Raw genomic sequence first — 24453 nt, forward strand, 5'->3', positions numbered from 1 at the left:
TATATGGGGTGTAAAATGATTAAAATTATAAATATTCATGACGAGCATAATTTAGAAAATTATATAATTACAGAATGTCATGAAGAAAATCATATTATTTTAATAGATAAAAATACGCGAGTTAGGGAAGATGTATTGAACAATTTAGAATTGGATAACCAATCTTATATTGTTGATTATACTAACAATGGTTATTATACAAACGATAGTAGATATATGGGAAAGGCATTTATTACAGTTGCTGATTGGTTTAATAATATAACGCTTCAACCAAATATCATTTTTAAGAAAGATGAGCTATTATGGCTAATTTCTAATTATCAGTGGGAAACGATATTTGATATTACATTAAATGCAATTTTCCACTTAGATGAAATTAAAATTGATGCTCACGTTATTTTTGATTATGTTCAACAAAGTAAACTAAGTGCAAGCTGTTTATCAGCATTTAAAAATGAAAGTCTAAGTCATGAAGAGAAATTTTATTTAAATAAAACAGCACTTTTAAATGGCATTTCACCATTGTTTAAAGCGAGAGAAACACAAATTCCTTCAATCGCCAGAACGATTGATAAAGTGATAGCAAAATCACAATTTCAATTACCGAAGATTGCTTATCAAAAATTAAGTCATACGGCACAACAAAAACAAATGAAAGCAATTAACATATATGACAAAGATGAGACGAAAATTAAGCCACATATTGTATTTTTAGGTTTCGATTATGGTTACAGAGGTAATTCAAAATATTTATTTGAATATTTAATAAAGCAACATCCTAAATATACGGTTTACTTTATTACGGACGAAGAAAAAGGTGATCACTTTGTTTCTCCTTCTCATTCTGATACGAAACAAATTATAGAGGAAGCTAACGTAGTGATACTTGAAAGTTACTTGCCAGATCAACTTAAACCTAATGGTACAATCATTCAGTTATGGCATGGTACACCTTTAAAACGACTATTCTTAGATAGCAAAGAACCTAAACAAAATATTGATATTTATAATTATCGAGCACGTAAATATAATAAATTAATTAAACAAGATTATTTTATAACGGATGTAGAATCTATAAACGATGTATTTAAATCCGCATTTCCAATGGAAAAAACTGAACTTGTTGCATGTGGCTATCCTAGAAACCAATATTTATTAGAGAAGCACTCAATTTCTAATGAAATAAATCAAATCAAACAACAGTTAAATTTAAATACTGAAAAAGAAACAATTCTGTATACGCCGACATGGAGAGATAATCAAGAAGAAGAGTTTTTATTAGAATTTACAGATGAGATGAAAGCGAAATATAACATCATTTATAAATATCACGAAGAAGATCATGCTAATAAACAGTATAATTATATCGATACAAGACAGTTTGAAACACAACAATTACTACTTGTTTCAGACATTGTAATTAGTGATTACTCTTCAATTGTATTTGATGCATTAACAATTGATAAAAAAGTGTATTTATATACACCGGATTTTAATAATTACGATTATAACCGTGGTTTATATAAAGAAGTTTATGAAACTATCAATGATAATCAATATTTTGAAAAGTCATTATTGTTTAATGCAATTATGAATAATGATTATCATACGATTAGTGATCAATTTATCAACAAAAATAATCAGTCATACGAAACTATCACGCAATTGATAGAACAAGCTATGGACTGAAAAGGAGGATTTATATGAAATCTTTTACATTTTTAGTTCACAATATTTATCATATGGGTGGGACGACGAAATCAATTTCTAATCTGGCAAATAAATTAAGTAAAAAAGGTCACGCTGTAAAAATATTGTCAGTATTTAAAGCGAGTGATGAACCTTATTTTAAGTTGCATGAAAATATAGAAATTCAACCCATTATTGAATATAACAAAACCATCAAAGGGTTGAAAAATATATTTGTAAATAGAATCAATAAGTATACACCTTTTTTGAGTCCTAAAATTATTCATCCGTCTGAACCTGGACTTCATCAATTTTCAAGTCATATTGAGCAACAAATTGTTAAAGCCATTCAGAATGTGAATACAGATATTATTGTAGGTACACGAGCAAGTTACAATATACTTGTTAGCAAATATGCAAGTCAGTCGGTATTTAAAATTGGTATGGAACATATGTATTTATATGCACATGATGAGCAATATCAAAAAGATATACTTAAAAGTTATGAACACCTTGATTTAGTGACGACATTAACTAAAGAGGATCAACAAGATTATCAACAAGGTTTAACACATACTAAAGTGATTATTGTTCCAAATATACTAAATGAAACTCAATATAATGTAGAGAAATATAATACAATTGTTGCTGCAGGTAGATTTGAGCATGAAAAAGGGTTTGATTTGTTACTGGATAGTATCAATTTAATTCAAGACACAATGCGAAAACACCAATTTCAATTAGAATTATATGGAGATGGACAAGAAAAAGAACAATTCCATCAATTGATCAATCAATATAATATTCAAGATATTGTGAAACTTAAGCCTACTACTAACGCATTATCAAAAGTATTAGCTGAAAGTAAGATTACGGCTGTTCCATCGAGAGTTGAAGGTTTTGGACTTGTTATATTAGAGGCGATGTATCAACGAAATGTAGTTATCAGTTATAAGGGCTGTTATGGTCCAGAATTTTTAATTGAAAATCAAAAAAATGGTTATTTAGTAGACTACCAAGATGCTAAACAATATGGAAAGCAACTTGCGTATGTTATTGAAAATTATCATCATTCTGATGTTCAAAATGTCATTCAAAAAGGTTTAGAAAGAAGTAACGATTTCGACGGAGATGTCATTTATGAGCAATTCATGAAAGATCTAAACAAGCATTTTAAATAAGCAACAACCTCAATCCCTAACAAGCCAATTGTTAGGGATTTTTTAATAGGGTGTTAAGATATTGTAAATATTAATTAATTGTCTTTCTAATAAATATCCTTATATATATACTTACAACTGTATAATACTTAAAGGAGATTTTTATATGCAGACAAATCCTATTAATCTAGACAAAAAATTTAGACCTGAAATTGAGGGGCTAAGAGTTATTGCAGCATTATTAGTTGCGATATATCATATTTGGTTTGGGAAAGTGTCTGGGGGCGTCGATGTATTTTTCGTTGTTTCAGGATTCTTAATTACCACATCCATTATTTCTAAATACAATAAAACAGGGTCATTTAAATTTATACCTTACATAACAGGATTAATTAAAAGGTTATTCCCTTCTGTTATAACGGTGTTACTTGTTACGGTTATCTTAAGCTTTTTCTTATTGCCAGAATCAATACTAGGTAAAACGATAAAAGAAATCTTTGCTTCTTTATTTTATTATCAAAACTGGCAACTCGCTTTATCGAGTACAGATTATTTAAATAAAGATCAAATGAAGACGCCAGTTGAACATTTTTGGGCAATGTCGATTCAAGGACAATTCTATATTATATGGTTTGTCATCTTTAGTTTGTTTTTTATGTTATATAAAAAATACACTAACCTTAAAGTTATTAATGTCATAAATCTTTGTTTAGGTACATTATTTATCGTTTCATTGTCCTATTCTATTTATTTAACGCACGTCAATCAACCTTGGGCATATTTCCATACATTTACAAGAGTTTGGGAATTCTCACTCGGCGGATTATTAGCAATCAACCTTAATAAAATTAAAATTAATCGTCTAGTAGCAAGTTTAATTGGATGGTTAGGTTTAATTGGCTTGATCTTAACGGGTATTATTTTTAATGTATCAACAATGTTTCCTGGATATATTGCACTATGGCCAATGTTATGTGCCGTATTTATACTCGTTTCTGGTAACTATGAAACTAAATATGGTGTTAAGAAATTCTTAGGATCATCCATTATGGTGAAGATTGGCGGATTGTCATTTGGCTTATATTTATGGCATTGGGTGATTTTATCATTTTATCAGTATCATAATAATGAACGACCTGGAATTGTATTAGGTATTTGTATGATTTTACTATCATGGTTATTATCATATTTCATGACACGTTATATTGAAAAGCCAATTAGATCAGCATCTTCAGATAAAATTGCATTCAAAAAATTAGGAATTGGATTAGCGATACAGTTATTGGCAATCGCATCTTTATATTTCGTTATCTTTAATAATCCTTTTGAAAAAGAAAAAGTAGCATTGAGTGAAAATTATCCCGGAGCAATGGCTGCAGAAAAGCATGTAAAAGTTAAAGAAGGTGTAGAAGCAATTCCAGAGTTTTCAAAAATCAGAAATGAATCACCTGATTCTACAAGAGACAAAGTTCATCAAAAAATAGGTGAATCAAAAGTTCTAGTTGGAGAGTACGGTAAAAAAGAAAACTATGATAAGACAATCGCTTTAGTAGGGAGCTCTCACGCACAACATTGGTTAGGCGCACTTCAAAAAGCAGCTGAAGAAGGAAATTATAGAGTATTAAGCATGACGAAAAGTGGCTGTGTATTAACAACGAATGACAGTGACCGAGATTGTACCGAGTGGAATAAAAATTTAATTAAAGAACTTGATAAGCAAGATGTCGATTTAGTTGTAACAACTGCAGATTCAAGTACAGATGTAAATGGACAAATCGACCCATTACAATTAAAACAATATCAAAACATTACAAATACAAAAACACCAATTATGGCTATAAGAGATAATCCGAGATATGAGTTTAATGTTCCAGAAACATTAGATAAATTCGGAGAACAAGAAACGATTAAGAAGATGAATGCTAAACAACGTTTGCCAAAAGTATCTAAATGGGATCAACTTGAACAAAAGCCAGAACAAACAAAATATGTAGATTATACATCGTATTTCAAAGAAGATGGAAAGTTTGCACCTGTTATAGGTAACGTCATTGTATATATGGACAAAGGACATATATCAAATAGTTACTCTAAAACGTTTGGTCCTAAAATAAAGAAAGATATCGAACAATACTTTAAAGAACTTAATCATTAATCTATAAAGCCCTTCAATCATATGAATTTATATGATCGAGGGGCTATTTTTAACACAAAATATTGAGCAATTGTAAACAATGATAAAAGAGTGTAAACCCTTCCTTAAGTATCTGTTAAACGACTGTTTATTGTATTCATAGAAGTTACAATATATTTAACATTACGAAAGTAATAGCTTAACAATTAATTATTAAAGGATGGATATAATATGAAATTAACTACTATTGGTTTAGGATACATTGGATTACCAACATCAATTATGTTTGCGAAACATGGTGTAGATGTTGTAGGTGTCGATATAAATAAAGAAGCAGTAGATAAATTAAATAATGGTCAAATTCATATTGAAGAGCCTGGCTTACAAGAAGCTTATGAAGAAGTGTTAGCTAAAAATAAATTCAAAGCAAGTATGCAACCTGAAAAAGCAGATGCATTTATTATTGCAGTTCCAACTCCAAATAATGATGATCAATATGAATCATGTGATATTTCGTTAGTAATGGGTGCAGTTGAATCTATCGTACCATTTTTAGAAAAAGGTAATACGGTCATTGTAGAATCTACGATAGCACCAAGAACAACGGATGATCATGTTAAACCATATCTTGAAAGCCAAGGATTTGAAATTGGTAAAGATATATTTTTAGTACATTGCCCTGAAAGAGTGTTACCAGGAAAAATATTACATGAACTTATTCATAACAATCGCATAATTGGTGGTATAACGCCAGCATGTGTTGAAGCGGGTAAACGTGTATATGGAACATTCGTACAAGGTGAAATGATTGAAACAAATGCTAAGACAGCAGAAATGAGTAAGTTAATGGAAAATACTTACCGTGACTTGAATATTGCGCTAGCAAATGAACTTGCGATGGTATGTAATCATTTAGATATTAACGTATTAGAAGTTATCAAGATGGCGAACAAACATCCACGTGTGAATATTCACTTACCAGGTCCAGGTGTTGGTGGTCATTGTTTAGCAGTTGATCCATACTTTATTATCGCTAAAGATCCAGAAACAACGAATCTCATTCAAGAAGGTAGACGTATTAATCGTTCAATGCCTCAATATGTTATTAATGAGTCTAAGAAAATGTTAGAAACTTTAAATGGTCATAAGGTTGTTGTATTTGGATTAACTTATAAAGGTGATGTAGATGATGTCAGAGAATCGCCAGCATTTGATATTTATAATGATTTGAGAAAAGAAAATGATATTCAAGTAGAAGCATATGATCCACATGTTGAGCTAGGTTTTGTCCAAAAAGATATTCAAAAAGCAGTTAAAGATGCATCTCTTGTATTAATTTTGAGTGACCATTCAGAATTCAAAAATTTAGTAGATCAAGATTTTGAAGGTATGAAAGACAAAGTCATTTTCGATACGAAAAATGTTGTTCAATCACAATTTGAGCAAGTTAAATATTACAACTACGGTAATTTATATACTTTCGGAAAAAATATTGCACTTTCATTTAATAAGTAAAGATTGAGGGGTCTTCATATGATAGACGTTAACAGTCCAATTATTCAAAGCGGATTGAGCTTTCAAATAATTTTAAGAGAACCAGAAAATCAAAAAATATTTGATGTAGATAAAAATGAACTTGTTGTAGGATATGCTTCTGATTATTTAAATAAAGCATTAAAAGTTATTTCTATAAAAGTGATAGAAAGTGAACTATATGGATTAATTGTAAGAGGTACGAATATTATAGGGTGGACAAGATTAAATCATTCTATCAAATTAATTTCGAAACCTATTGATACGATAAGAGTAGATTTACGTCATTTCTCTACACCACAAATTAATAGAGAACTAGGGTTTGGTGATGACTATAATTTACTATTTAAAGAAAAAAACTTTTCATCTAGAGCATTGTATTTATTTGGAGGTGAAGTGTTAGAAGCTGTATTTAATAAAGGAACATTTGCAGGATTTGTGCATACGAAAGACATAGATAGAGCAATTCCTATTAATAAAAAAGTATCAATAGAAGAATCTACAGTCTTTTATCAAGATAGCGCATTGCACAAATCAATTGATCTATCCTTGGATAAAGAACAATTTGATTTCAATAACGTCTTGATCGATATGGTGTTCTTAAAAGCAGAATCGGTAAGGATTATTATTAAAAAGAAAAAATATTGGATGAGCTTTAATGACTTAAAAGATAAAAGCATCATTCAAGATTTAGAAGCTAAACAATATGAAAACTATAACGAATTAACGCTAGAACAGCTGGATATGATTACAAACTTTCAAGAAGAAAGAAAAGAGTCAAAATCTGCAATTGTTCGTTTAATAAACGAAAATATCTCATTACAAAAAACAAATAAAAATGAAGAGAAAAATCAGTATGAACGATTATATATGAATTTAAAAAATTCTAAATTAGGAAAGATTCAAACGAAATACTGGAGTTGGAGAAATAGGAGGAAATCATAATGTCTTCAAATATGCCAACAAATATCAATCAAAAAAATAATATCGAATCAACTAAAGAGGCTTTAGTCAATTTTGATGATAAAACAAAAGTTGAACAATTAGAAGAAGTGTTAAATATTGTTGAACAAGATTATATGTATGGACTATATAAATTAAAAAAGGTTAAAGATCATACAAATCATCATAATTACTATAAAAAAGTAGCAGAAGAATCAAAATTAGATTTCCTTGAAAAACACCAACAACATTTATCAAACCTTGTGAATTCTAATACATCGCGTGTATTTATTAAAAACAAATACAAAGTTGGTCTTATAGCTGATGAATTTTTATATAACTCATTTAAAGATATTGGGAATATCGTTTATTTAGATAGTAAATTTACAGATTTAAGTCGTGATATGGATGTTTTAATCGTTGCGACAGCATGGAGAGGTATAGACGGAAGTTGGACTGGTTTAGCATCAGTTAATAGTAAGAAAAGAAGAATGTTATTTGAAGGTATTCAACAAGCTAGAAAATTCAATATACCGATTGTCTTTTATTCTAAAGAAGATCCCGTCAATTTCCATTTATACAAAGATATCGCGACAGAATGCGATATTATTCTGACATCAGCTGCTGAAGTAGTAGAAGATTATAAAGAATATTGTCAAAATGATAAAGTATATGTACTACAATTTGGTATTAATCCTCATTACCATAATCCAGTAGGGACGAGAAGTTCATATAATAAATCATTTAAAAACGATGTTATTTTTGCAGGAAGTTGGACTGAGAAATATCCTGTTAGAAACCAAGAATCTGCAAGAATATTTGATGAGTTAATCAAAAAAAATCATAAATTAACCATTATTGATAGAAATTTACCATTGCGAAGAAAACGTTATCAATTCCCAATGAAATATATCCCATACTTAACAATGCCAATTGATCATGAAGAACTTATGAAACTGCATAAAGTATATAGATGGGCAATAAATGTCAATTCAGTAAAATATTCAGAAACGATGTTTGCGAATAGAATATTTGAATTACAAGCTTTTGGGAATTTAATCTTATCTAACTATTCAGTAGGTGTTAATAATCAATTTCCAAATGTATTTATGGTTAATCATAAAACTGATGTGGCACCAATTATGAACCAATATCAAGAATATGAAATAGAAGATATGCAGGCTAAAAGTATACGTAGTGTGATGAGAAATTGTACGACGTATCATCGTTTAGATGAAGTCTTATCATATATTGGCATTGAACCTACTCAAAAAGAATCGCAAATACTCGTTATTGTTGATGCATTAACCGATAAAATGAAAGATATTCTATATCGACAATTACATGTTCAGTTTGATGTTATAGAAGCTCAAGATACAGTAGAAGATGCATCACAATATGATTTTATAACTTACATGAAAGATTCAATTGAATATGAAGAGTATTATTTAGAAGATTTATTAACAGCATTTAAATATGTAGATGTTGATTTTGTTACGAAAGATAAACAACATGAAGCACATCAATTTATTGAAAAAGCTCAAAATAAATATGTAACAATGTATCATAAAAATATATTCGATCAACAGTTGAATGTTACACAATCTCAAAATGGTTATAATTTAGATCAATCAGAAATTTATGACGAATATTTATATGGTCAAAATAACCGCAAGAAAAAATTAAGTGTCATTATTCCAATTCATAATAACGGTACTTATTTAGAAGATAAGTGTATGAGAAGTTTAAGAAGATCTTCAATATTTAAAGAGATGGAAATTATATTCGTAAATGATGGTAGTACGGATTCTGAAACGATATCTATTATTAATCGATTAAGAAGACGATACCCAGATATCGTTTACTATGCATATGAAGAAGGATCAGGTAGTGCTTCAAGACCTAGAAATAAAGGTGCTGAACTTGCCTCTACAGATTATATTACTTATTTAGACCCTGATAACGAAGCGACTGGTGATGGGTATGCAACTTTATTAGAAGAAATAGAATCGAATAAAGATGTCGATATGGTCGTCGGTAATATTATTAAAGAAGATAACAAGCGCAGAGCACTGTTTAATTATGCGGGCACAGTGATGAAGTATAACGATGGAAAATTATTAATCGACGACCCTAAAAAATATATGAAAAAATGTGGTCTACGTGCTCAAAGTATTCAAGCTTTAATCATTAAATCACAAATTATTAAAGATAATCATATTCGAATGATTGAAGGTGCTGCTGGCCAAGATACGTTATTCTTCCAAGAATTAATGATTCATTCTAAAAAAGTACAAGCTGTAACAGATGTTATTCATATGTATTACGCTGCCGTGTCTGGATCAGTTACAAATTCGATTTCTAAGAAGCTATTTGATAAATATTACACATTAGAAATTGAAAGAATTCCATTTTACGAAAAACATGGATTACTAACATCCTACTTAGAACATAGATTTAATTTTTACGTAAAAGGCTGGTACTTGCCAAGATTAGAAAAAGTGAAACCAGAAGAAAGAAAAGAAGCCGTAGAACGATTTTTAGAAATATATAGTTTGTATGATCAATATAAACGACCTGAAGACCATGATTTAAATCAATATGTTGAACATTTAAAGCAAGAGGTTCAGCAATAATTGCGTGATTGATATAAGGGGGTGTGTATGATGGATAATACGTTCATAAGATTTAACAAAGCATATATGATTGTTCCTCGACAAATTTCAATTGAAGATCAAAACTATCGTCAACATATTCAATTCACTGACTTTACGATTTATTTTTCAAATGATTTAAGTTCATATGAGTATACAAAGAATGACATCAAAGTAGTCATATTAGGTCATTTTGTGCATACGAAAAATGTCGATTTAAAATATCCTGAAATATGCGCCGAATTATTGTCTCACGAAATTGATTCTTATGCTTTTCTTGAAGAGATGAGTTTTTATAATGGCAGGTATGTTATGTTGATAGAATATAATGGACGTTTGCTACTATATAATGATGCAACGTCATTTTTATCATTGTATTATCATGCATCTCATGATTTGTACGCTAGTCATTCAGAATTAGTAAATCAACTCGTAAAATTATGTTTTGATAAGACTTGTGAAAGAATCGCACATAAGTCATATGGATTTTTAGACTATAGCAAATATAAAGATGTTTATAAATTCAATGCCAATACAAGATTTAATATAACAGACCATACAATTAAAAGAATTTATCCAATCAACCCATGTGTTAAGAAATCAGCAGAAGAAGTATATGATATTGTTAATGATGAAATTGAAGCAGCGGTTGATTATTTATTTCGATTTGATCAAAAAGTGATTTGTTCTATCACAGCTGGTCATGATTCTAAAGTATCCTTATCTTATATTAAAGAACATATCAATGATGTGAATTTCTTTACTTATACAAAAAATATTGATGAATTAGAACATAAACAAACTGCTCATATTTATCGTATAGATGAATATATTTCTCAAAAGTTAGCATACAATTTAAATTTAAAGCATACGTTATTTAATATGGATCAACTAGCAGTCAATTCAAATTTGATTGATAGATATCAGTTATATGAAACAAATCATAGTATTCATTTAATCAATTATTATCATGAGAATAGGTCGTTTAATCATTGTATACATTTAAAATCTACTATCTTTGAACTTGCTAAAAGTATTATTCCTAAGCGGATACAAAGAGCAGACTCATTTTTACCGTATGAAAATGCAATCAAAAAATGGGCTAAAGATTTTCCAGTGGATCAATTATCTCACGATTATTTACTAGAATTTGTTAAAAGAAATAATCTCTATAAGACGATTGAATTAGGTTATCATCCTTATGAAACGTTGTATTACGAATCTAGAATGAACGGTTGGCATAGCTGTATTGTTCAAGAAAGTGATGATTATTTAGATGTGTTTAGCTTAATCAATACGAGGCATATCTTATTTGAATTTATGAGTATTAATCAGGAAGATAAGCAAAACCAAATGTTACATAAATTGATGATTAAACATCATTGGCCAATTTTAAATTACTTTCAAATCAATGACGTGAACACATTAGAGGATAGAATAATTCAATTAGAAGAAGACACAAATGAGCAAGTAGAAAGTTTGGCGAATATTATGATTCAAACTGAAGATTTCTATCAAGTGATACAAAATGAAAAAAAGTTATTTCGTGCATTAACACCTGAATTTAGTTATGACAATCAAAAGAAAATGATGTTAACGAATACGCAGGATAACACGATTACACTTGAATTAAGAACATTTTATCAAAATAAAAAAGGCAGAGATACGGTGTACTTTGATATAGAAAGTGAGTCAATCGACTTAGTAGATTTGAGTAAAAACAATTTAGAATTGACAATAAAACCACAATCATCTATTACAATATCTGTCTACGCAAGTAAGAGTTTTGAAAAAGAATCTTGGGTTAGCGCTTCACAATTTGAACTTATTGAAAAATAAAAATCAAGTAGGTCGTTATATATGAAGATAGTTATTGATATCTTAAATGAACAATTTAATAATTTACCTAAAATTTTTAAACTTGCAATTTATAATATGAAAAGTCAATATGCCAATCATTATCTTGGTGTATTTTGGAATATACTACAACCCATCTTACAAGTTGCTGTATATTATCTTGTGTTTGGTTTAGGGTTAAGAGGAGATGCGAGTGCTCAAGTAGTAGGCGTACCATTTTTAGTACATCTTATTTCAGGTTTGTTTCCTTGGTTATTTATATCACAAGGGATCAATACAGGTGCATCTGCTATTCAAGGCAATATTGGACTCTTATCAAAAATGAAATTCCCATCTTCAATATTTATTTCTATAGCTTTAACGAATAATATGATTAATTTAATGATCACATCAGCCATTTTATTTGTCGTATCTGTCATTAATGGATATGTACCTTGGTGGCATTACTTTTGGTTTATATACTTTTTAGTTGCATCTTATGCAATTATTTTTGGTATTTCATTAATTATGAGTACATTAATTATTGTTATTCGCGATACTAAAAATTTACTACAAAATGTTATAAGAATGCTATTCTTTATGACACCTATCTTTTGGGCGATGGAAGAAGCACATGGTATTTTACAAAGATTAGCAAGCTTAAATCCATTTGCATATTTAGTAGGTGTTTATCGTACGGCGTTTGTGCATGATAACGTTTCTGTGTACGGACAATGGCATGATCATTTATATTTTTGGCTTTTAACAATTATATTATTATTAATAGGTTCATTGGTTCATTCAAGGTTTAAACGGAAATTACTAGACTACTTATAGGGTGTTCATAATATGACAAAGAAATTATTAATGATTTCACAAAATTTTTATCCAGAACTTGGGTCTGCTGCAAATCGAATGAAAATGATGTTCAAAGCTTTTCGTTCAAGTGGTTCAGATCCGACAATGTTAACAACTGAGCCAACATATCCTAACCAAAGTTTATTTGAAGACCAATCTTATTTTACAGATGCATCTTTAAATAAATTAGAAAAGAAGAAAATTATTCGAATGAAAATGCATGGTAATAAGCAAAATAGTAATTTTATCATGAGGTTAGTCTATTATATAGAACAATACGTTAGATTAAGAGTCTTCTTGAAAATGCACAATGACGATTACGATATTGTGTATGTTTCTAGTCCAAATATATTTCTAGCATGGGCGACGTTATTTTTTAAAAGTGCGAAACATCCGACATATGTATTAGAAATTAGAGATTTATGGCCAGACAGTGTAAATGGATTAAAGCATATTAACATAAGTTTATTTATGCCACTATTAAAATATTTAGAGAAAAAAATGTATAATTCTGCTGATAAAATTGTCATTAATAATGAAGCATTTAGGTCACATATTCAGAAACGGTTACAGCGAAAAGTGCCTATATTTTATTTACCAAATGGCATTTCAAGAAATGAACTGATAACTGAAGAAAAATATAATGATTTTAGTGTTATTTATACAGGAAATATTGGATATGCCCAAGATGTAGATAAACTTATTTCAATATGCTTAGCTTTAAATGATAAACAAATCAATGTTACAGCGATTGTTTATGGTGTTCAAGCTGACAAGTTTAGAAAAGCTGTGAGAGATTGTAAATATATTCAAGTAAAAAAGCCAATGGATCGTACAGCTTGTTTAACTGAAATATCTAAACATCATATTTCACTTTCCATTTTAGAATCTTCAGATGTGTTTATGAATGTGATGCCTGGAAAAATTGTAGACGCTATTGGTGTCGGAACACCTCCTATATCTAATATTAGTGGTCCAACTGAAGCCATTATTCAAAAATATAATCTAGGATTTGCAAGAAGACAAGCTTCAATAGATACAATCGTTAACGAAATTGAATCATTAAAATATGATGAACAAGCTTTATCTATTAAAGCTAAGAATGCACGTGAATATCGTGATGAACACCTCATTTGGGAAGATAATATTGAAAAGCTTATGACATTTTTAAGAAAAGGTGATAGAGATGACAAATACTTATAAAATAAAATGTGAAAATGTCTCGAAAGTTTACGACTTAAATGTAAACAGAAAAGATAAGCTGCTATCTTTATTTACTTTTGGATTAAGTTATAAATCTAAACCTTATTATGCTTTACATGATATTTCATTTGAAGTAGAAAAAGGGACATCTGTAGGTATAATTGGATTAAATGGTTCAGGTAAATCAACTTTATCTAATATTCTAGGTGGTGTTGTTGAACCTTCGTCTGGTACAGTTTATACAAATGGTAAGCCGTCGCTAATTGCGATTGGCGCAGGGTTAAATCCTGAATTTACAGGTGAAGAAAATATTCATTATAAATGTTTAATGCACGGTATGTCGCAACGAGAAATAAATGAAAAATTTGATGATATTGTACAGTTTAGTGAACTTGATGAATTTATTTATCAACCTTTAAAATCATATTCTAGTGGTATGAAATCAAGATTAGGCTTTGCAATTGCGATTCATACAGATCCAGATATACTTATTGTTGATGAAGCATTGTCAGTAGGCGATGAAACTTTTTCGAATAAATGTATAGATAAAATGCATGATTTACAAGAACAAGGAAAAACAATATTTTTTGTATCACATTCAGCAGGACAAATCAAAAAAATGTGTAAAAAAGCGATTTGGATACATTACGGTGAGATGGTTGCATATGGTGAAGTCAATGATATCGTAACGAGGTACGTTAATCTCATTCAGAAAGTAAAAAAGAAATCGAAACAAGAACAATTAGAATATAAACGTATAAAAATCCAACAACAACGTAATAAAGAAGTTGATGATTCAGTCATACAAAAAGAAAAAAGACCAACAAGTTTAATAGCGATGATTGGGATCATGAGTGTGGCATGGATATATATACTACTATTCCAAGTAGGGATACTATAAATTGCATGGAATGAGGTTATCAAATGAAAAAGGTCACAATGTTTGTATGGAATCATTTTACGAATGATGCAAGAGTCAATAGAGAGTGTACAACTTTAGCGGATAATGGATATGACATAAATTTAATTGCGATAAATGATCCGAAAAATCCTGCTATTTCAGCTTATGAAGAAATATCTAATACATTTAAAGTTCATAGAGTGAAGAGATATCCATGGTTATTGCAAGCTTATCAAGATCATGGCAAGAAATTCTTATTAGTTGTAGCTGGTGTCCAAGTTGTTATTATACCAAGTCTTTTCTATATCAGTTTCACATTAATGGCAGCTTATTTGTTATCACTCGTGGTTGCTGCAGGTATGATAAAGTTTAAAAAAATAAGAAAATGGTTTATAAATGGTGCAATTATTACGAGAATGATTGTAAAAGGTTATATACAAAATGCTGATATTTATCATGCAAATGATTTAAACACATTGCCTCAAGCTATCGTATGTTCTAAATTACGCTTAAAACCGAAGCCATTAATTTATGATAGCCATGAAGTCCAATCTGACAGAACAGGTTATAATCCAAAAACAATTAAGTCTATTGAGTCGTTTATGTTAAAATTTGTAGATCAAATGATTGTAGAAAATCATACAAGAGCAAAATACAATGAAGATATTTATGGATTCTATCCTAAAACATTGTATAACTACTCAGAGAAATACAATATTGAAGAAAAGCCACAAATCAATTTACATAAGAAAATAGGCATCAATGAAGATGAGAACATTTTACTTTATCAAGGCGGACTCCAACAAGGAAGAGGGCTTGAATTGCTTATAGAGGCTATGGATGAAATTAAAGAAGGTCATTTACTATTTATCGGTGGTGGGAAGTTAACGCAACCTTTAAAAGAACAAGCCGAAGCTTCCAAACAAGCTGATAGAATTCATTTCTTAGATAAAGTGCCATTTCAAGAATTACCATCATATACGCGTGAAGCATATCTTGGATTCCAAGTGTTGCAGAACATTTGCTTCAATCACTATTCAGCAAGTTCAAATAAATTGTTTGAATATATGATGGCTCACGTACCAGTTATCAGTTGTGACTTCCCAGAAATTAAGAAAGTAGTCGAAGAAACTAATACCGGTTTAGTTGTGGATTCACATAATGCTTCAGAAATAGCTAATGCAGTGAATCAACTTGTAAAAGATACAAGCTTAAGAAATCAATTAAGTGAAAACACTAAACAAGCCAAAGAAATCTATAATTGGAATAATGAAAAATCAAAATTACTCGAAGTCTATAATCAATTTGTACCAATAGATCATCCAATAACTCAAGTTCATACAAAATGACAAAAGGTCTACCATGCCTCGGCATCGTAGACCTTTTTATGTTGTTTGAAGTCGTTACCGTTAATATTAACTAACTTGTGTTTTGTAAATATTGGGATTACAATTATATAATTAAGATAGTAACGGTAGAAGGAGTAATTGTAAGATGTATATTAAAAAGAGTATAGAACGCGTTAGCAATTTTATTGAAGTAGGTAATGAACGAGAAGCAATGATGTTACTAAGAGATCTAGAAGCAAATGTTGTAAGATATGATTTTGAAATAATGGGAGACGGGTTTAACAAATTTGCTGAAATATACGTATCACAAAAAAACAGAAAAAAAGCAATCGAAATGTATCAAAAAGCAATCCTATATTATAGAGAAGTCGGAAACCAAGAAAAAGTATCCCAAGTCAGTCGTAACTTTGAAAATCTGATTTTGTAGATTTGGTAGAGGTAAGTAAGTAAAAAACTACATTTATCTTTAATGAAGGAGCTTATATGGAAGAACAAATATTATTTCTTTCTGGTTTAGGCAGTCATAGATTATTTTTGGAAGATTTAAATAACCAATTGGATAATCTGAATTTAGTTCAAATTGATCTGCCAGGTCATGGTTTGAATTTAGATGTTATTGTTAATGATTTAAATGAATTAGTGGAGTGGTTTAAAACAGAGATAAAAATTTATGGTAATGAAGAACTGTCTATAATGGGACATTCTTTAGGAGCAGATTTATTATCTTATATAAGTATCAAGGTTCCACAAATTAAAAATATTATATTATTAGATGGTGGATTATTTAATCTTGAAGACCTAGAATACAGCAGTGAAGTTGAAATAAAAGATACTAAAAATCATTTAGAAAATTTTCAATTCAAGAACTTGGACGAATTTATAGAGACAGAAAAAGACGCATATAAAACATGGAATCAAAATTTATTAGAAGCATCAACTGCAAGGATGACTTTCAATTTAAATAAACATGTTTATGAACTTAATATTAATGAACTTTCTATTCTAAAATTATTGAAAATAAGAAGACAAATCAACTTACCTACCTTCAATCAATTAATAGACAGAAATATAATGGTCTTATTACCACAAGAACAGGACCAATTCATCTTAGACATGAAAATTAAAAATATACCTTCACATATTTCCTGTAAAACAATCCCTAACAGTGGCCACGATATTTATATAGATAACCCTGTAACAGTAGGGAAAGAAATAAAGAGTTGGTTAAGTACTATAAATGAATAAGGGAGGTAATTAAATGATAACCGATTCATTTGATATACAAGGAAAACCAATTGTAAATTTGAGTGACTTCTATGGTGAACAACAATTCAAAGTTGAAGTTTGTTTAATTACATATTCTAAAGAAATATACGATGGTATTCTAAGAGAAAATAAATGCGAAAAAATCGGTGAAATCAAAGCCTCTAACGGAGCATTTCCTATATATAAATTCATTTATAACGGTAAAGCTGTAGCATTTTATCTATCTGCAATTGGTTCAACGCTTGCTTCTCAATATTGCATGATATGTAATTGGATAACAGGTGCTACAAAATTTGTAATGTTTGGTTCAGCAGGAAGTCTTGATAGCGAAAGGACTTTTAATAAATTTATAATACCTACTCACAGCTATAGAGATGAAGGAATGTCATATCATTACGCCCCTCCATCAGACTATATTAAAGTAAAGAATGCTAATAAATTAGCTGAAGTATTTAATAAATTAGCGTTACCATTTATAGAAGGTAAAGTTTGGACAACTGATGCAGTACTAAGGGAAACAAACACGCAGTATAATAAAAGAAAAAAAGAAGGATGTATAGCAGTAGATATGGAGCTTGCTGGAGTACAAGCAGTTTGTGATTTTCACGGATTTGAAATATTTAACTTTCTTGTAACTGGTGATGTACTTTCTGAAGAAACATATAATGTAGATGGATTAAAAGAAGCGAATCATAATATAGACAAATTTCATGTAGCTTTGAATATTATAGAAGAACTTGACTTATAAATCATGGAAAAATACTAGTACAATTTAATCAGATACCCCTAACTTAAGTAAGTTAGGGGTATTCCATTTATCAAGACTGACCAAACAAGATAAAAAGGAGGTCTGAATTTATCAAGACAGGCCAAACAAGATAAATAGGAGGCATGTATTTATCAAGAATGGCGAAACAAGATAAATAAGTGCCTCGTATTTATCAAGACAGGTGAAACAAGATAAATAGAAGGTCTGTATTTATCAAGACTGATCAAACAAGATAAATAAGAGGTCTGAATATTGCAAGTGGGGCATGACTAGCAACATAGAAGCCTCGAATATTGCAAGACGACCCAAACAAGCAACATAGCGCCTCTCTATATTGCAAGACTGACCAAACAAGCAACATAGAGCCCCTGAATATTGCAAGACGACCACAACTAGCAACATAGCGCCTCTCTATATTGCAAGACGAGTCAAACAAGCAACATAGCACCCCCGTATGTTGCAAGACGACCCAAACAAGCAACATAGCACCTCTCTATGTTGCAAGACGACCCAAACAGGCAACATAGAGCCCCCGAATATTGCAAGACTGACCAAACAAGCAACATAGAGCCCCCGAATGTTGCAAGACGAGTCAAACTAGCAACATAGCAACCTCAATACAATCCAAAATCCCAAACCAACCACCCAATCCCAACACCCAATCCCAACACCCAACTCACTCTCCATACCATTAATTAATTCTATACAAAATAAAAAAGCTGTTAATAAAGTCTCTGACTTTATTAACAGCTTTAAATATATAGGTTTTACATATGGGCGCTGTGTCCGCCAACCATAACCCAATAAGTACCGATTATTACTAATAAAGTAATAATTACTGCGAAGAGTACTTTGAATGCAGTTGCGCGTCCATCTGGTCCTTCTGTTAAATGCATGAACATTAGTAATTGAACTAATGCTTGTAAGAAAGCAAATCCAATAATGATTGATGTTCTTACTTGTAGTGACATGCCAGTGTATAACATGACATAAACAGCTACTAATGTTAATACAATTGAGAATATTAAACCGACTGTATGTGTAACGACTGTTTTATTCATGATCCACTCACCATCCCTACAAGATAAACTAATGTAAAGATAAAGATCCATACAACATCAAGGAAATGCCAGTATAAACTTCCGATAAATACTTTTGGTGCATTGTGTTCATTTAATCCACGTGTAAGGATTTGGATTAGTACACCTGAAATCCAGAATATACCTAAAGTAACATGGAGACCATGTGTACCTAAAAGTATAAAGAATGCAGACCAGAATGATCCTAATTGAGGTGTAACACCTTCATGAACATAGTGAGTAAATTCGTAAATTTCAAATCCTACGAATCCTGCACCTAAGATAAGTGTGATAACCATCCATACCATCATCATTTTGACATTTTCTTTACGCATGTAGTAAACACCGATACCACAAGTGTAACTACTTACAAGTAATAGGAATGTCATGATCATAACTAATGGTAATTCAAATAATTCTGGTGTAGTGAAACCACCGTATGAACCACTTTTCTGTAGTACTAAGAATGTTGCAAATAATGTACCGAATAACGCAACCTCAGCAGTAAGAAAGACCCAAAATCCGAGTTTATTTAATTGTCCTGTTTCATTAACAGTATCAATTGTATTGTGGTGTTCATTACTCATCTTTATTGTCCTCCTTTTCCTGTAATTCTTGTTCACGTAATTCGCGTAATTTTGCTTCATTTTCTTCTAATTCTTCAGCATGAATATGGTAGCCGTAGTCTTTTTCGAAACTTCTCCAAACCATACATGCTAATACGCCAACACCAAAGATAATTGCTGGTATATATGTTTCGAATACTAGGAAGAATCCACCGAATAAGAAACATACTGCCATCCAGAATCCGATATGTGTATTGTTTGGCATATGAATATCTTTATAATCTCTATCGTCTAAATAGTGTTTACCATTTTGTTTCATTTCTACAAATGTTTCAGTATCATACCATTTTGGTGTAATAGCGAAGTTGTAGTGTGGTGGCATAGCTGAAGCAGTAGCCCATTCTAATGTTCTACCTAAACCATTCCAGTTGTCACCAGTTGCTTCACGTTTCGCTTTACCGAAGCTGTATACGACGTTCCATACTAGAGCTAAGAAACCAATACCCATCAAGAATGCACCAATTGTAGAGATGAAGTTTAATGAGAACCATCCATCTGCTTGAGTGTATTTATATAAACGACGTGGCATTCCATCTAAACCTAATAGGAATTGTGGTAAGAAACATAAGTTGAATCCTAAAGTAAATGTCCAGAATAACCATTGATTAATCTTTTCATTTAATTTGTGACCAAACATTTTTGGATACCAGAATATTAAACCTGCGAAACATGCGAATACAACACCAGCGATAATAACGTAGTGGAAGTGTGCCACTAAGAAATAAGTATTGTGATATTGATAGTCCGCTGCTGCCATAGCAAGCATAACACCTGTAACCCCACCTAATGTGAAGTTTGGAATAAAGGCTAATGCGAATAACATAGGTGATTCAAATGTAATTCGACCTTTATATAACGTTAATAGCCAGTTGAATATTTTAACACCTGTTGGTACGGCAATTAACATAGTAGTTATTGAGAAGAATGAGTTAACTAATGCACCACTACCCATAGTGAAGAAATGGTGAACCCAAACGATAAAGCTTAAGAACGCAATACCACCAGTTGCCCAGACCATACTTTGATGTCCGAATAATCTTTTTCTAGCAAAAGTAGGGATGATTTCTGAGTAAATACCGAATGCCGGTAATACTAGAATATAAACTTCAGGGTGACCCCATACCCAGAAGAAGTTAGCCCATAACATTGGCATACCACCATTAGCAACTTCAAAGAAGCTTGTTCCCATTAAACGGTCGAATGTCATTAAAGCAAGTGCGACAGTTAAAATAGGGAAGGCTAAGATAATTAATAATGATGTAATTAATGTTGTCATTGAGAACATTGGGATTTGCATAAATTTCATTGATTTAGTTCGTAATTTTAAGATCGTAACAAAGAAGTTAATACCTGTCATTAACGTACCAATACCAGCTATTTGAATTGCAATTAAATAATAGTTAATACCTGTACCTGGACTGAAGTCAGTTGCAAGTGGCGCATAGTTTGTCCAACCAGCAGCTGGCGAACCACCAATTACGAATGAAATATTAAATAATCCCATTCCGGCAGCAAATAACCAGAAACTTAAGTTATTTAACATAGGGAATGCAACATCTCGAGCACCTAATTGTAATGGTACAACAACGTTCATTAAACCAATTAAGAACGGCATTGCCATGAAGATAATCATGATTACACCATGTGTTGTAAAGATTTCATTATAGTGCTGAGATTCAAGTAATGTGTTATCTGGTGTCATTAATTGTAAACGGATAAGAAGTGCATCTACACCGCCACGGAAGAACATAATGATTGCAGATATAATATACATTACACCAATTTTTTTATGGTCAACTGAAGTTAACCATTCTGTATAAAGCCATTTCCATTTTTTATAATATGTTAGTCCACCAACAACACATATACCTGTTAATACAAGTAAAACTTGTGCCATTGTTATCATCCAGTCACTTTGAACGATAAATTCATTCCATGGAAAATTCATTACTTGTCACCTCCATGGTTCTTATCTGAAGATTTTTCATCATCAGATTTTGCATCTTCTTGCATTTTTTCCATTTCGTCCATATGATGTTTTTCTTCTTTTTTGAAGTCACTGTCATATTTTTCGTTATTTTTAAGAATCATAGGTTTCATTCCATGACGGTCATAGTTAGGGTTAGTAACAGTCACTTTACGTGCAGGTAATACTGGTTTTTCTGTTACGCCTTCACTTTCATCATAGAAGTTTGGATCTTTTGGTTCATAGCGGAAACGTTTATAAGCATGGAAAATGTATTCAGGATCCGCAGCTGGATCTACATATGCTAAGTGTGTTCCACTAAAAGTAAGTTCTTCATTCTTAGTTGTAGGTAAAAGTTGATGATCGAATGTATCTTGATCAATTGTTTTACGTTTTTGAGATTTAGAAACCCATTTATCATAATCTTCATTGCTTACAGCGTTAACATTAAATGTTTGTCTAGAGAACCCTTCACCATTAAAGTTAGAGTTTCTACCTTTAAATGTACCTGTTTCGTTTGCTTGCAATGTCCAATCCATTGTCATGCTAGTCATCGCGTACTTCTGTCCACCTAATTGAGGTACCCAGAAACTTGTCATTGTATCCATAGATTGTAATTTAAATAGAACTGGTCGACCTTCTGGAATTGTTACATGATTGACAGTTTCTACTTTCTCATCTGGATAACTAAAGAACCACTTAAAGCCTGCACTTGTTGCATAAATAACAACTGGGTCTTCTTCTGACTTTGGTGCTTCTTCATAGAAATACAATGATTTAATTGTTGGTACAGCTAATACCACAAGTATGATTATTGGAATAATAAACCATACAGCCTCTAAAACGACATTGTGATGCATCGTACCAGATGTTTCATTTTTTGTTTTTCTATATTTAACAATAAATATTAAAAACAAAACGGAGACCACTATAACAATAAAGACCATCATTATAATTGAAAAGATAATTAAGAAATGTTGATCTTCAGCCATAGGGCCTTTGGGGTTTAATACTTCTAAATTTGAACAACCACTAAGTAAAATACCTAATGTTGACATGAGAAGTATTGACTTTAACTTTGCCACGTTTTTTACCTCCCAATTTTCTATATACCTATATATATGGCTAGACCTTAATTTTAAAGGATTTAAACATATTTACAAGGCTATAAAATAGGGTGTAAGCGTTATAATATAAAAATGTATTTAATTAACTTTGATATGACGCGTTTTTTCCTAATTGTTAAATTTTTGTGTACATTTTAAAAATATTTAAAAAAACGAAAAAACATCTTTAAATTGTTAAAAACATTGAGTTTTCAGCTTATTAAGAATAGTTTAAAATATTTTTAATGTTCTTTAATAAGTACTTAAATGAAACATAAAATTAAAAATTACACTTTTGATAAATATAAAAAAACAAACCAAATGAATGAAGTCATTTGGCTCGTTTATATATGATTATTTTACTGTAATTGTTCTACCTTCAGCTGAAATATGACCGTCAGCATCTGATACTGCGTAACCAACTTTGTATTTACCTGGTTTGCTAGTGTCTACTTCACCACTTGTAACAATGTCAGATGTTAAATCTTTTCCTGATTTATCTTTAGCTGTTATACCTTTTAATAAGTCAAAGTCTTGACCTTTTTTAATGGTAACGTCTTTAATTCCTGATAATTCAGGATTAGGTGCTAAATCTGCATCGTTTACGTAAACGCCTCTTTTGTATGTGTAGTAGTAGCCATCAGAGTCTTTTACGTGATAAGTGATATATTGTAAACCAGTTTTAGATGTGTCAATATCACCTTTAACAGTTACTTTATCAGTGATGTCTCCGTCTTTTTTGTCAGATGCTTTAACACCTTTCATCGGATCGAAGTGGTCACCTTGATAAACTAAATCTTTAGTTGGCACTGTTATAATTGGCATATTTTCATCTAAATCTTTAGTAGATGTCTTTTTGTTAGATGCTACTTCGGATTTAGATTCGTCTTTATTCTTATCTTTAGTATCGTTATCTTTAGAACCATTTAATGAACCTTCTTTGACAACATATACATAATGCCATTTTGTTCTATATGCGCCATCAGAATCTGTGACTTTATATTGTACTTTGTATTTACCTAATTTAGAAGTATCAACGTCACCAGTTACTTTAATCTTATCTGTTAAGTCTCCATCTTCTTTATCATATGCTTTTATGCCTTTTAATGAATCGTAGTCAGCACCTTTTTCAACAACGTCACCCTCAACACCTTTAATTTGTGGAAGGCTGTTTCCAGTAGCACTCGCAGTTAATGAAGGTGTAACAAGTGAAGCAGAAACACCAAGTACTGTAAGTGATTGTAATATTTTATTCATCATTTTTTATGTACTCCTTTGTTGTAAGCTATAAGGAAAGAATAACATGTCTCGTTTTTCATTTCCTTACTAAATGATATATTATCGTAATATTTTCACATTTACATCGACCTTTAGACCGATTT

19 protein-coding genes and 1 pseudogene are annotated in these 24453 nt (G+C 30.7%); 14 read left to right on the plus strand and 6 right to left on the minus strand.

The features are described from left to right. Positions 1-15 precede the first annotated feature (15 nt). The 14 genes from LQ673_RS01810 (at position 16) to LQ673_RS01875 (ending at position 18273) form a co-directional block, all read left to right on the plus strand. Positions 16-1689 carry a CDP-glycerol glycerophosphotransferase family protein gene (locus tag LQ673_RS01810; RefSeq protein ID WP_204171180.1) on the plus strand — a complete coding sequence of 558 codons (1674 nt, stop codon included), beginning with the start codon at positions 16-18 and terminating at the stop codon, positions 1687-1689. 14 nt (positions 1690-1703) lie between these two features. Continuing rightward, positions 1704-2870: a glycosyltransferase gene (locus tag LQ673_RS01815; protein WP_191836185.1), complete on the plus strand. Its 1167-nt coding sequence runs from the start codon at positions 1704-1706 to the stop codon at positions 2868-2870. Positions 2871-3015: 145 nt separating this feature from the next. Then, on the plus strand, positions 3016-5004 hold the full coding sequence (locus LQ673_RS01820; RefSeq protein ID WP_191836186.1) for an acyltransferase family protein: 1989 nt from the start codon (positions 3016-3018) through the stop codon (positions 5002-5004). 210 nt (positions 5005-5214) lie between these two features. Next, positions 5215-6498 carry a nucleotide sugar dehydrogenase gene (locus LQ673_RS01825; RefSeq protein ID WP_126477807.1) on the plus strand — a complete coding sequence of 428 codons (1284 nt, stop codon included), beginning with the start codon at positions 5215-5217 and terminating at the stop codon, positions 6496-6498. Between the two features lie 18 nt (positions 6499-6516). Next, complete coding sequence (locus LQ673_RS01830; RefSeq protein ID WP_191836187.1) at positions 6517-7461, plus strand: hypothetical protein; 945 nt, start codon at positions 6517-6519, stop codon at positions 7459-7461. Continuing rightward, on the plus strand, positions 7461-10094 hold the full coding sequence (locus LQ673_RS01835) for a glycosyltransferase (protein WP_239704671.1): 2634 nt from the start codon (positions 7461-7463) through the stop codon (positions 10092-10094). The genes LQ673_RS01830 and LQ673_RS01835 overlap by 1 nt, the downstream gene beginning before the upstream one ends. A gap of 30 nt (positions 10095-10124) precedes the next feature. Continuing rightward, positions 10125-11951, plus strand: a complete 1827-nt coding sequence (locus LQ673_RS01840; RefSeq protein WP_191836188.1) for a hypothetical protein — start codon at positions 10125-10127, stop codon at positions 11949-11951. Between the two features lie 21 nt (positions 11952-11972). Further along, positions 11973-12785 (plus strand): ABC transporter permease, encoded by an 813-nt coding sequence (locus LQ673_RS01845; RefSeq protein ID WP_191836189.1) that lies wholly within the window; start codon positions 11973-11975, stop codon positions 12783-12785. A 12-nt stretch (positions 12786-12797) separates the two neighbouring features. Continuing rightward, positions 12798-14009 carry a glycosyltransferase family 4 protein gene (locus LQ673_RS01850; RefSeq protein ID WP_037588950.1) on the plus strand — a complete coding sequence of 404 codons (1212 nt, stop codon included), beginning with the start codon at positions 12798-12800 and terminating at the stop codon, positions 14007-14009. A gap of 58 nt (positions 14010-14067) precedes the next feature. Beyond that, positions 14068-14910: an ABC transporter ATP-binding protein gene (locus tag LQ673_RS01855; protein WP_481817029.1), complete on the plus strand. Its 843-nt coding sequence runs from the start codon at positions 14068-14070 to the stop codon at positions 14908-14910. Positions 14911-14933: 23 nt separating this feature from the next. Beyond that, positions 14934-16259, plus strand: a complete 1326-nt coding sequence (locus tag LQ673_RS01860; protein WP_191836190.1) for a glycosyltransferase — start codon at positions 14934-14936, stop codon at positions 16257-16259. 145 nt (positions 16260-16404) lie between these two features. Then, positions 16405-16686, plus strand: coding sequence for a hypothetical protein (locus LQ673_RS01865; protein WP_103361564.1), 282 nt, complete (start codon positions 16405-16407; stop codon positions 16684-16686). Between the two features lie 56 nt (positions 16687-16742). Further along, a complete protein-coding gene (locus LQ673_RS01870; protein WP_126477811.1) occupies positions 16743-17504 on the plus strand; it encodes an alpha/beta fold hydrolase in 762 nt (253 codons plus the stop codon). 13 nt (positions 17505-17517) lie between these two features. Further along, the gene (locus tag LQ673_RS01875) at positions 17518-18273 is read left to right on the plus strand and encodes a nucleoside phosphorylase (protein WP_126477812.1); all 756 of its coding nucleotides are present in this window, start codon (positions 17518-17520) and stop codon (positions 18271-18273) included. Positions 18274-19061: 788 nt separating this feature from the next. On the opposite strand, the gene qoxD is transcribed toward LQ673_RS01875, so the two are convergent. The 6 genes and pseudogenes from qoxD to LQ673_RS01905 all read right to left on the minus strand — a co-directional run. Continuing rightward, positions 19062-19355: a cytochrome aa3 quinol oxidase subunit IV gene (qoxD, locus tag LQ673_RS01880; RefSeq protein ID WP_025905215.1), complete on the minus strand. Its 294-nt coding sequence runs from the start codon at positions 19353-19355 to the stop codon at positions 19062-19064. Continuing rightward, positions 19352-19960 (minus strand): cytochrome aa3 quinol oxidase subunit III, encoded by a 609-nt coding sequence (gene qoxC, locus LQ673_RS01885; protein WP_037587363.1) that lies wholly within the window; start codon positions 19958-19960, stop codon positions 19352-19354. Before qoxC ends, qoxD begins: the two co-directional genes overlap by 4 nt. Then, positions 19953-21947 (minus strand): cytochrome aa3 quinol oxidase subunit I, encoded by a 1995-nt coding sequence (gene qoxB / locus LQ673_RS01890; protein WP_037587365.1) that lies wholly within the window; start codon positions 21945-21947, stop codon positions 19953-19955. Before qoxB ends, qoxC begins: the two co-directional genes overlap by 8 nt. Next, entirely contained in the window at positions 21947-23050 is a 1104-nt protein-coding gene (gene qoxA / locus LQ673_RS01895; protein WP_191836191.1) for a cytochrome aa3 quinol oxidase subunit II, read from the minus strand. The genes qoxB and qoxA overlap by 1 nt, the downstream gene beginning before the upstream one ends. Before the next feature lie 375 nt (positions 23051-23425). Beyond that, positions 23426-23896, minus strand: a complete 471-nt coding sequence (locus LQ673_RS01900; protein WP_224658721.1) for an immunoglobulin-like domain-containing protein — start codon at positions 23894-23896, stop codon at positions 23426-23428. Between the two features lie 120 nt (positions 23897-24016). Continuing rightward, a pseudogene (locus LQ673_RS01905) lies at positions 24017-24328 on the minus strand (immunoglobulin-like domain-containing protein); the annotation flags it as partial. Between the last annotated feature and the right edge of the window lie 125 nt (positions 24329-24453).

The sequence above is a fragment of the Mammaliicoccus sp. O-M54 genome (assembly GCF_022386035.1).
Lineage (GTDB): Bacteria > Bacillota > Bacilli > Staphylococcales > Staphylococcaceae > Mammaliicoccus > Mammaliicoccus sciuri_A.

Bases quoted from the DNA above. Each gene is read 5' to 3' on its own strand.
- LQ673_RS01810 (WP_204171180.1), top strand. From the start codon at position 16: ATGATTAAAATTATAAATATTCATGACGAGCATAATTTAGAAAATTAT.
- LQ673_RS01815 (WP_191836185.1), top strand. From the start codon at position 1,704: ATGAAATCTTTTACATTTTTAGTTCACAATATTTATCATATGGGTGGG.
- LQ673_RS01820 (WP_191836186.1), top strand. From the start codon at position 3,016: ATGCAGACAAATCCTATTAATCTAGACAAAAAATTTAGACCTGAAATT.
- LQ673_RS01825 (WP_126477807.1), top strand. From the start codon at position 5,215: ATGAAATTAACTACTATTGGTTTAGGATACATTGGATTACCAACATCA.
- LQ673_RS01830 (WP_191836187.1), top strand. From the start codon at position 6,517: ATGATAGACGTTAACAGTCCAATTATTCAAAGCGGATTGAGCTTTCAA.
- LQ673_RS01835 (WP_239704671.1), top strand. From the start codon at position 7,461: ATGTCTTCAAATATGCCAACAAATATCAATCAAAAAAATAATATCGAA.
- LQ673_RS01840 (WP_191836188.1), top strand. From the start codon at position 10,125: ATGGATAATACGTTCATAAGATTTAACAAAGCATATATGATTGTTCCT.
- LQ673_RS01845 (WP_191836189.1), top strand. From the start codon at position 11,973: ATGAAGATAGTTATTGATATCTTAAATGAACAATTTAATAATTTACCT.
- LQ673_RS01850 (WP_037588950.1), top strand. From the start codon at position 12,798: ATGACAAAGAAATTATTAATGATTTCACAAAATTTTTATCCAGAACTT.
- LQ673_RS01860 (WP_191836190.1), top strand. From the start codon at position 14,934: ATGAAAAAGGTCACAATGTTTGTATGGAATCATTTTACGAATGATGCA.
- LQ673_RS01865 (WP_103361564.1), top strand. From the start codon at position 16,405: ATGTATATTAAAAAGAGTATAGAACGCGTTAGCAATTTTATTGAAGTA.
- LQ673_RS01870 (WP_126477811.1), top strand. From the start codon at position 16,743: ATGGAAGAACAAATATTATTTCTTTCTGGTTTAGGCAGTCATAGATTA.
- LQ673_RS01875 (WP_126477812.1), top strand. From the start codon at position 17,518: ATGATAACCGATTCATTTGATATACAAGGAAAACCAATTGTAAATTTG.
- qoxD (WP_025905215.1), bottom strand. From the start codon at position 19,355: ATGAATAAAACAGTCGTTACACATACAGTCGGTTTAATATTCTCAATT.
- qoxC (WP_037587363.1), bottom strand. From the start codon at position 19,960: ATGAGTAATGAACACCACAATACAATTGATACTGTTAATGAAACAGGA.
- qoxB (WP_037587365.1), bottom strand. From the start codon at position 21,947: ATGAATTTTCCATGGAATGAATTTATCGTTCAAAGTGACTGGATGATA.
- LQ673_RS01900 (WP_224658721.1), bottom strand. From the start codon at position 23,896: ATGCCAATTATAACAGTGCCAACTAAAGATTTAGTTTATCAAGGTGAC.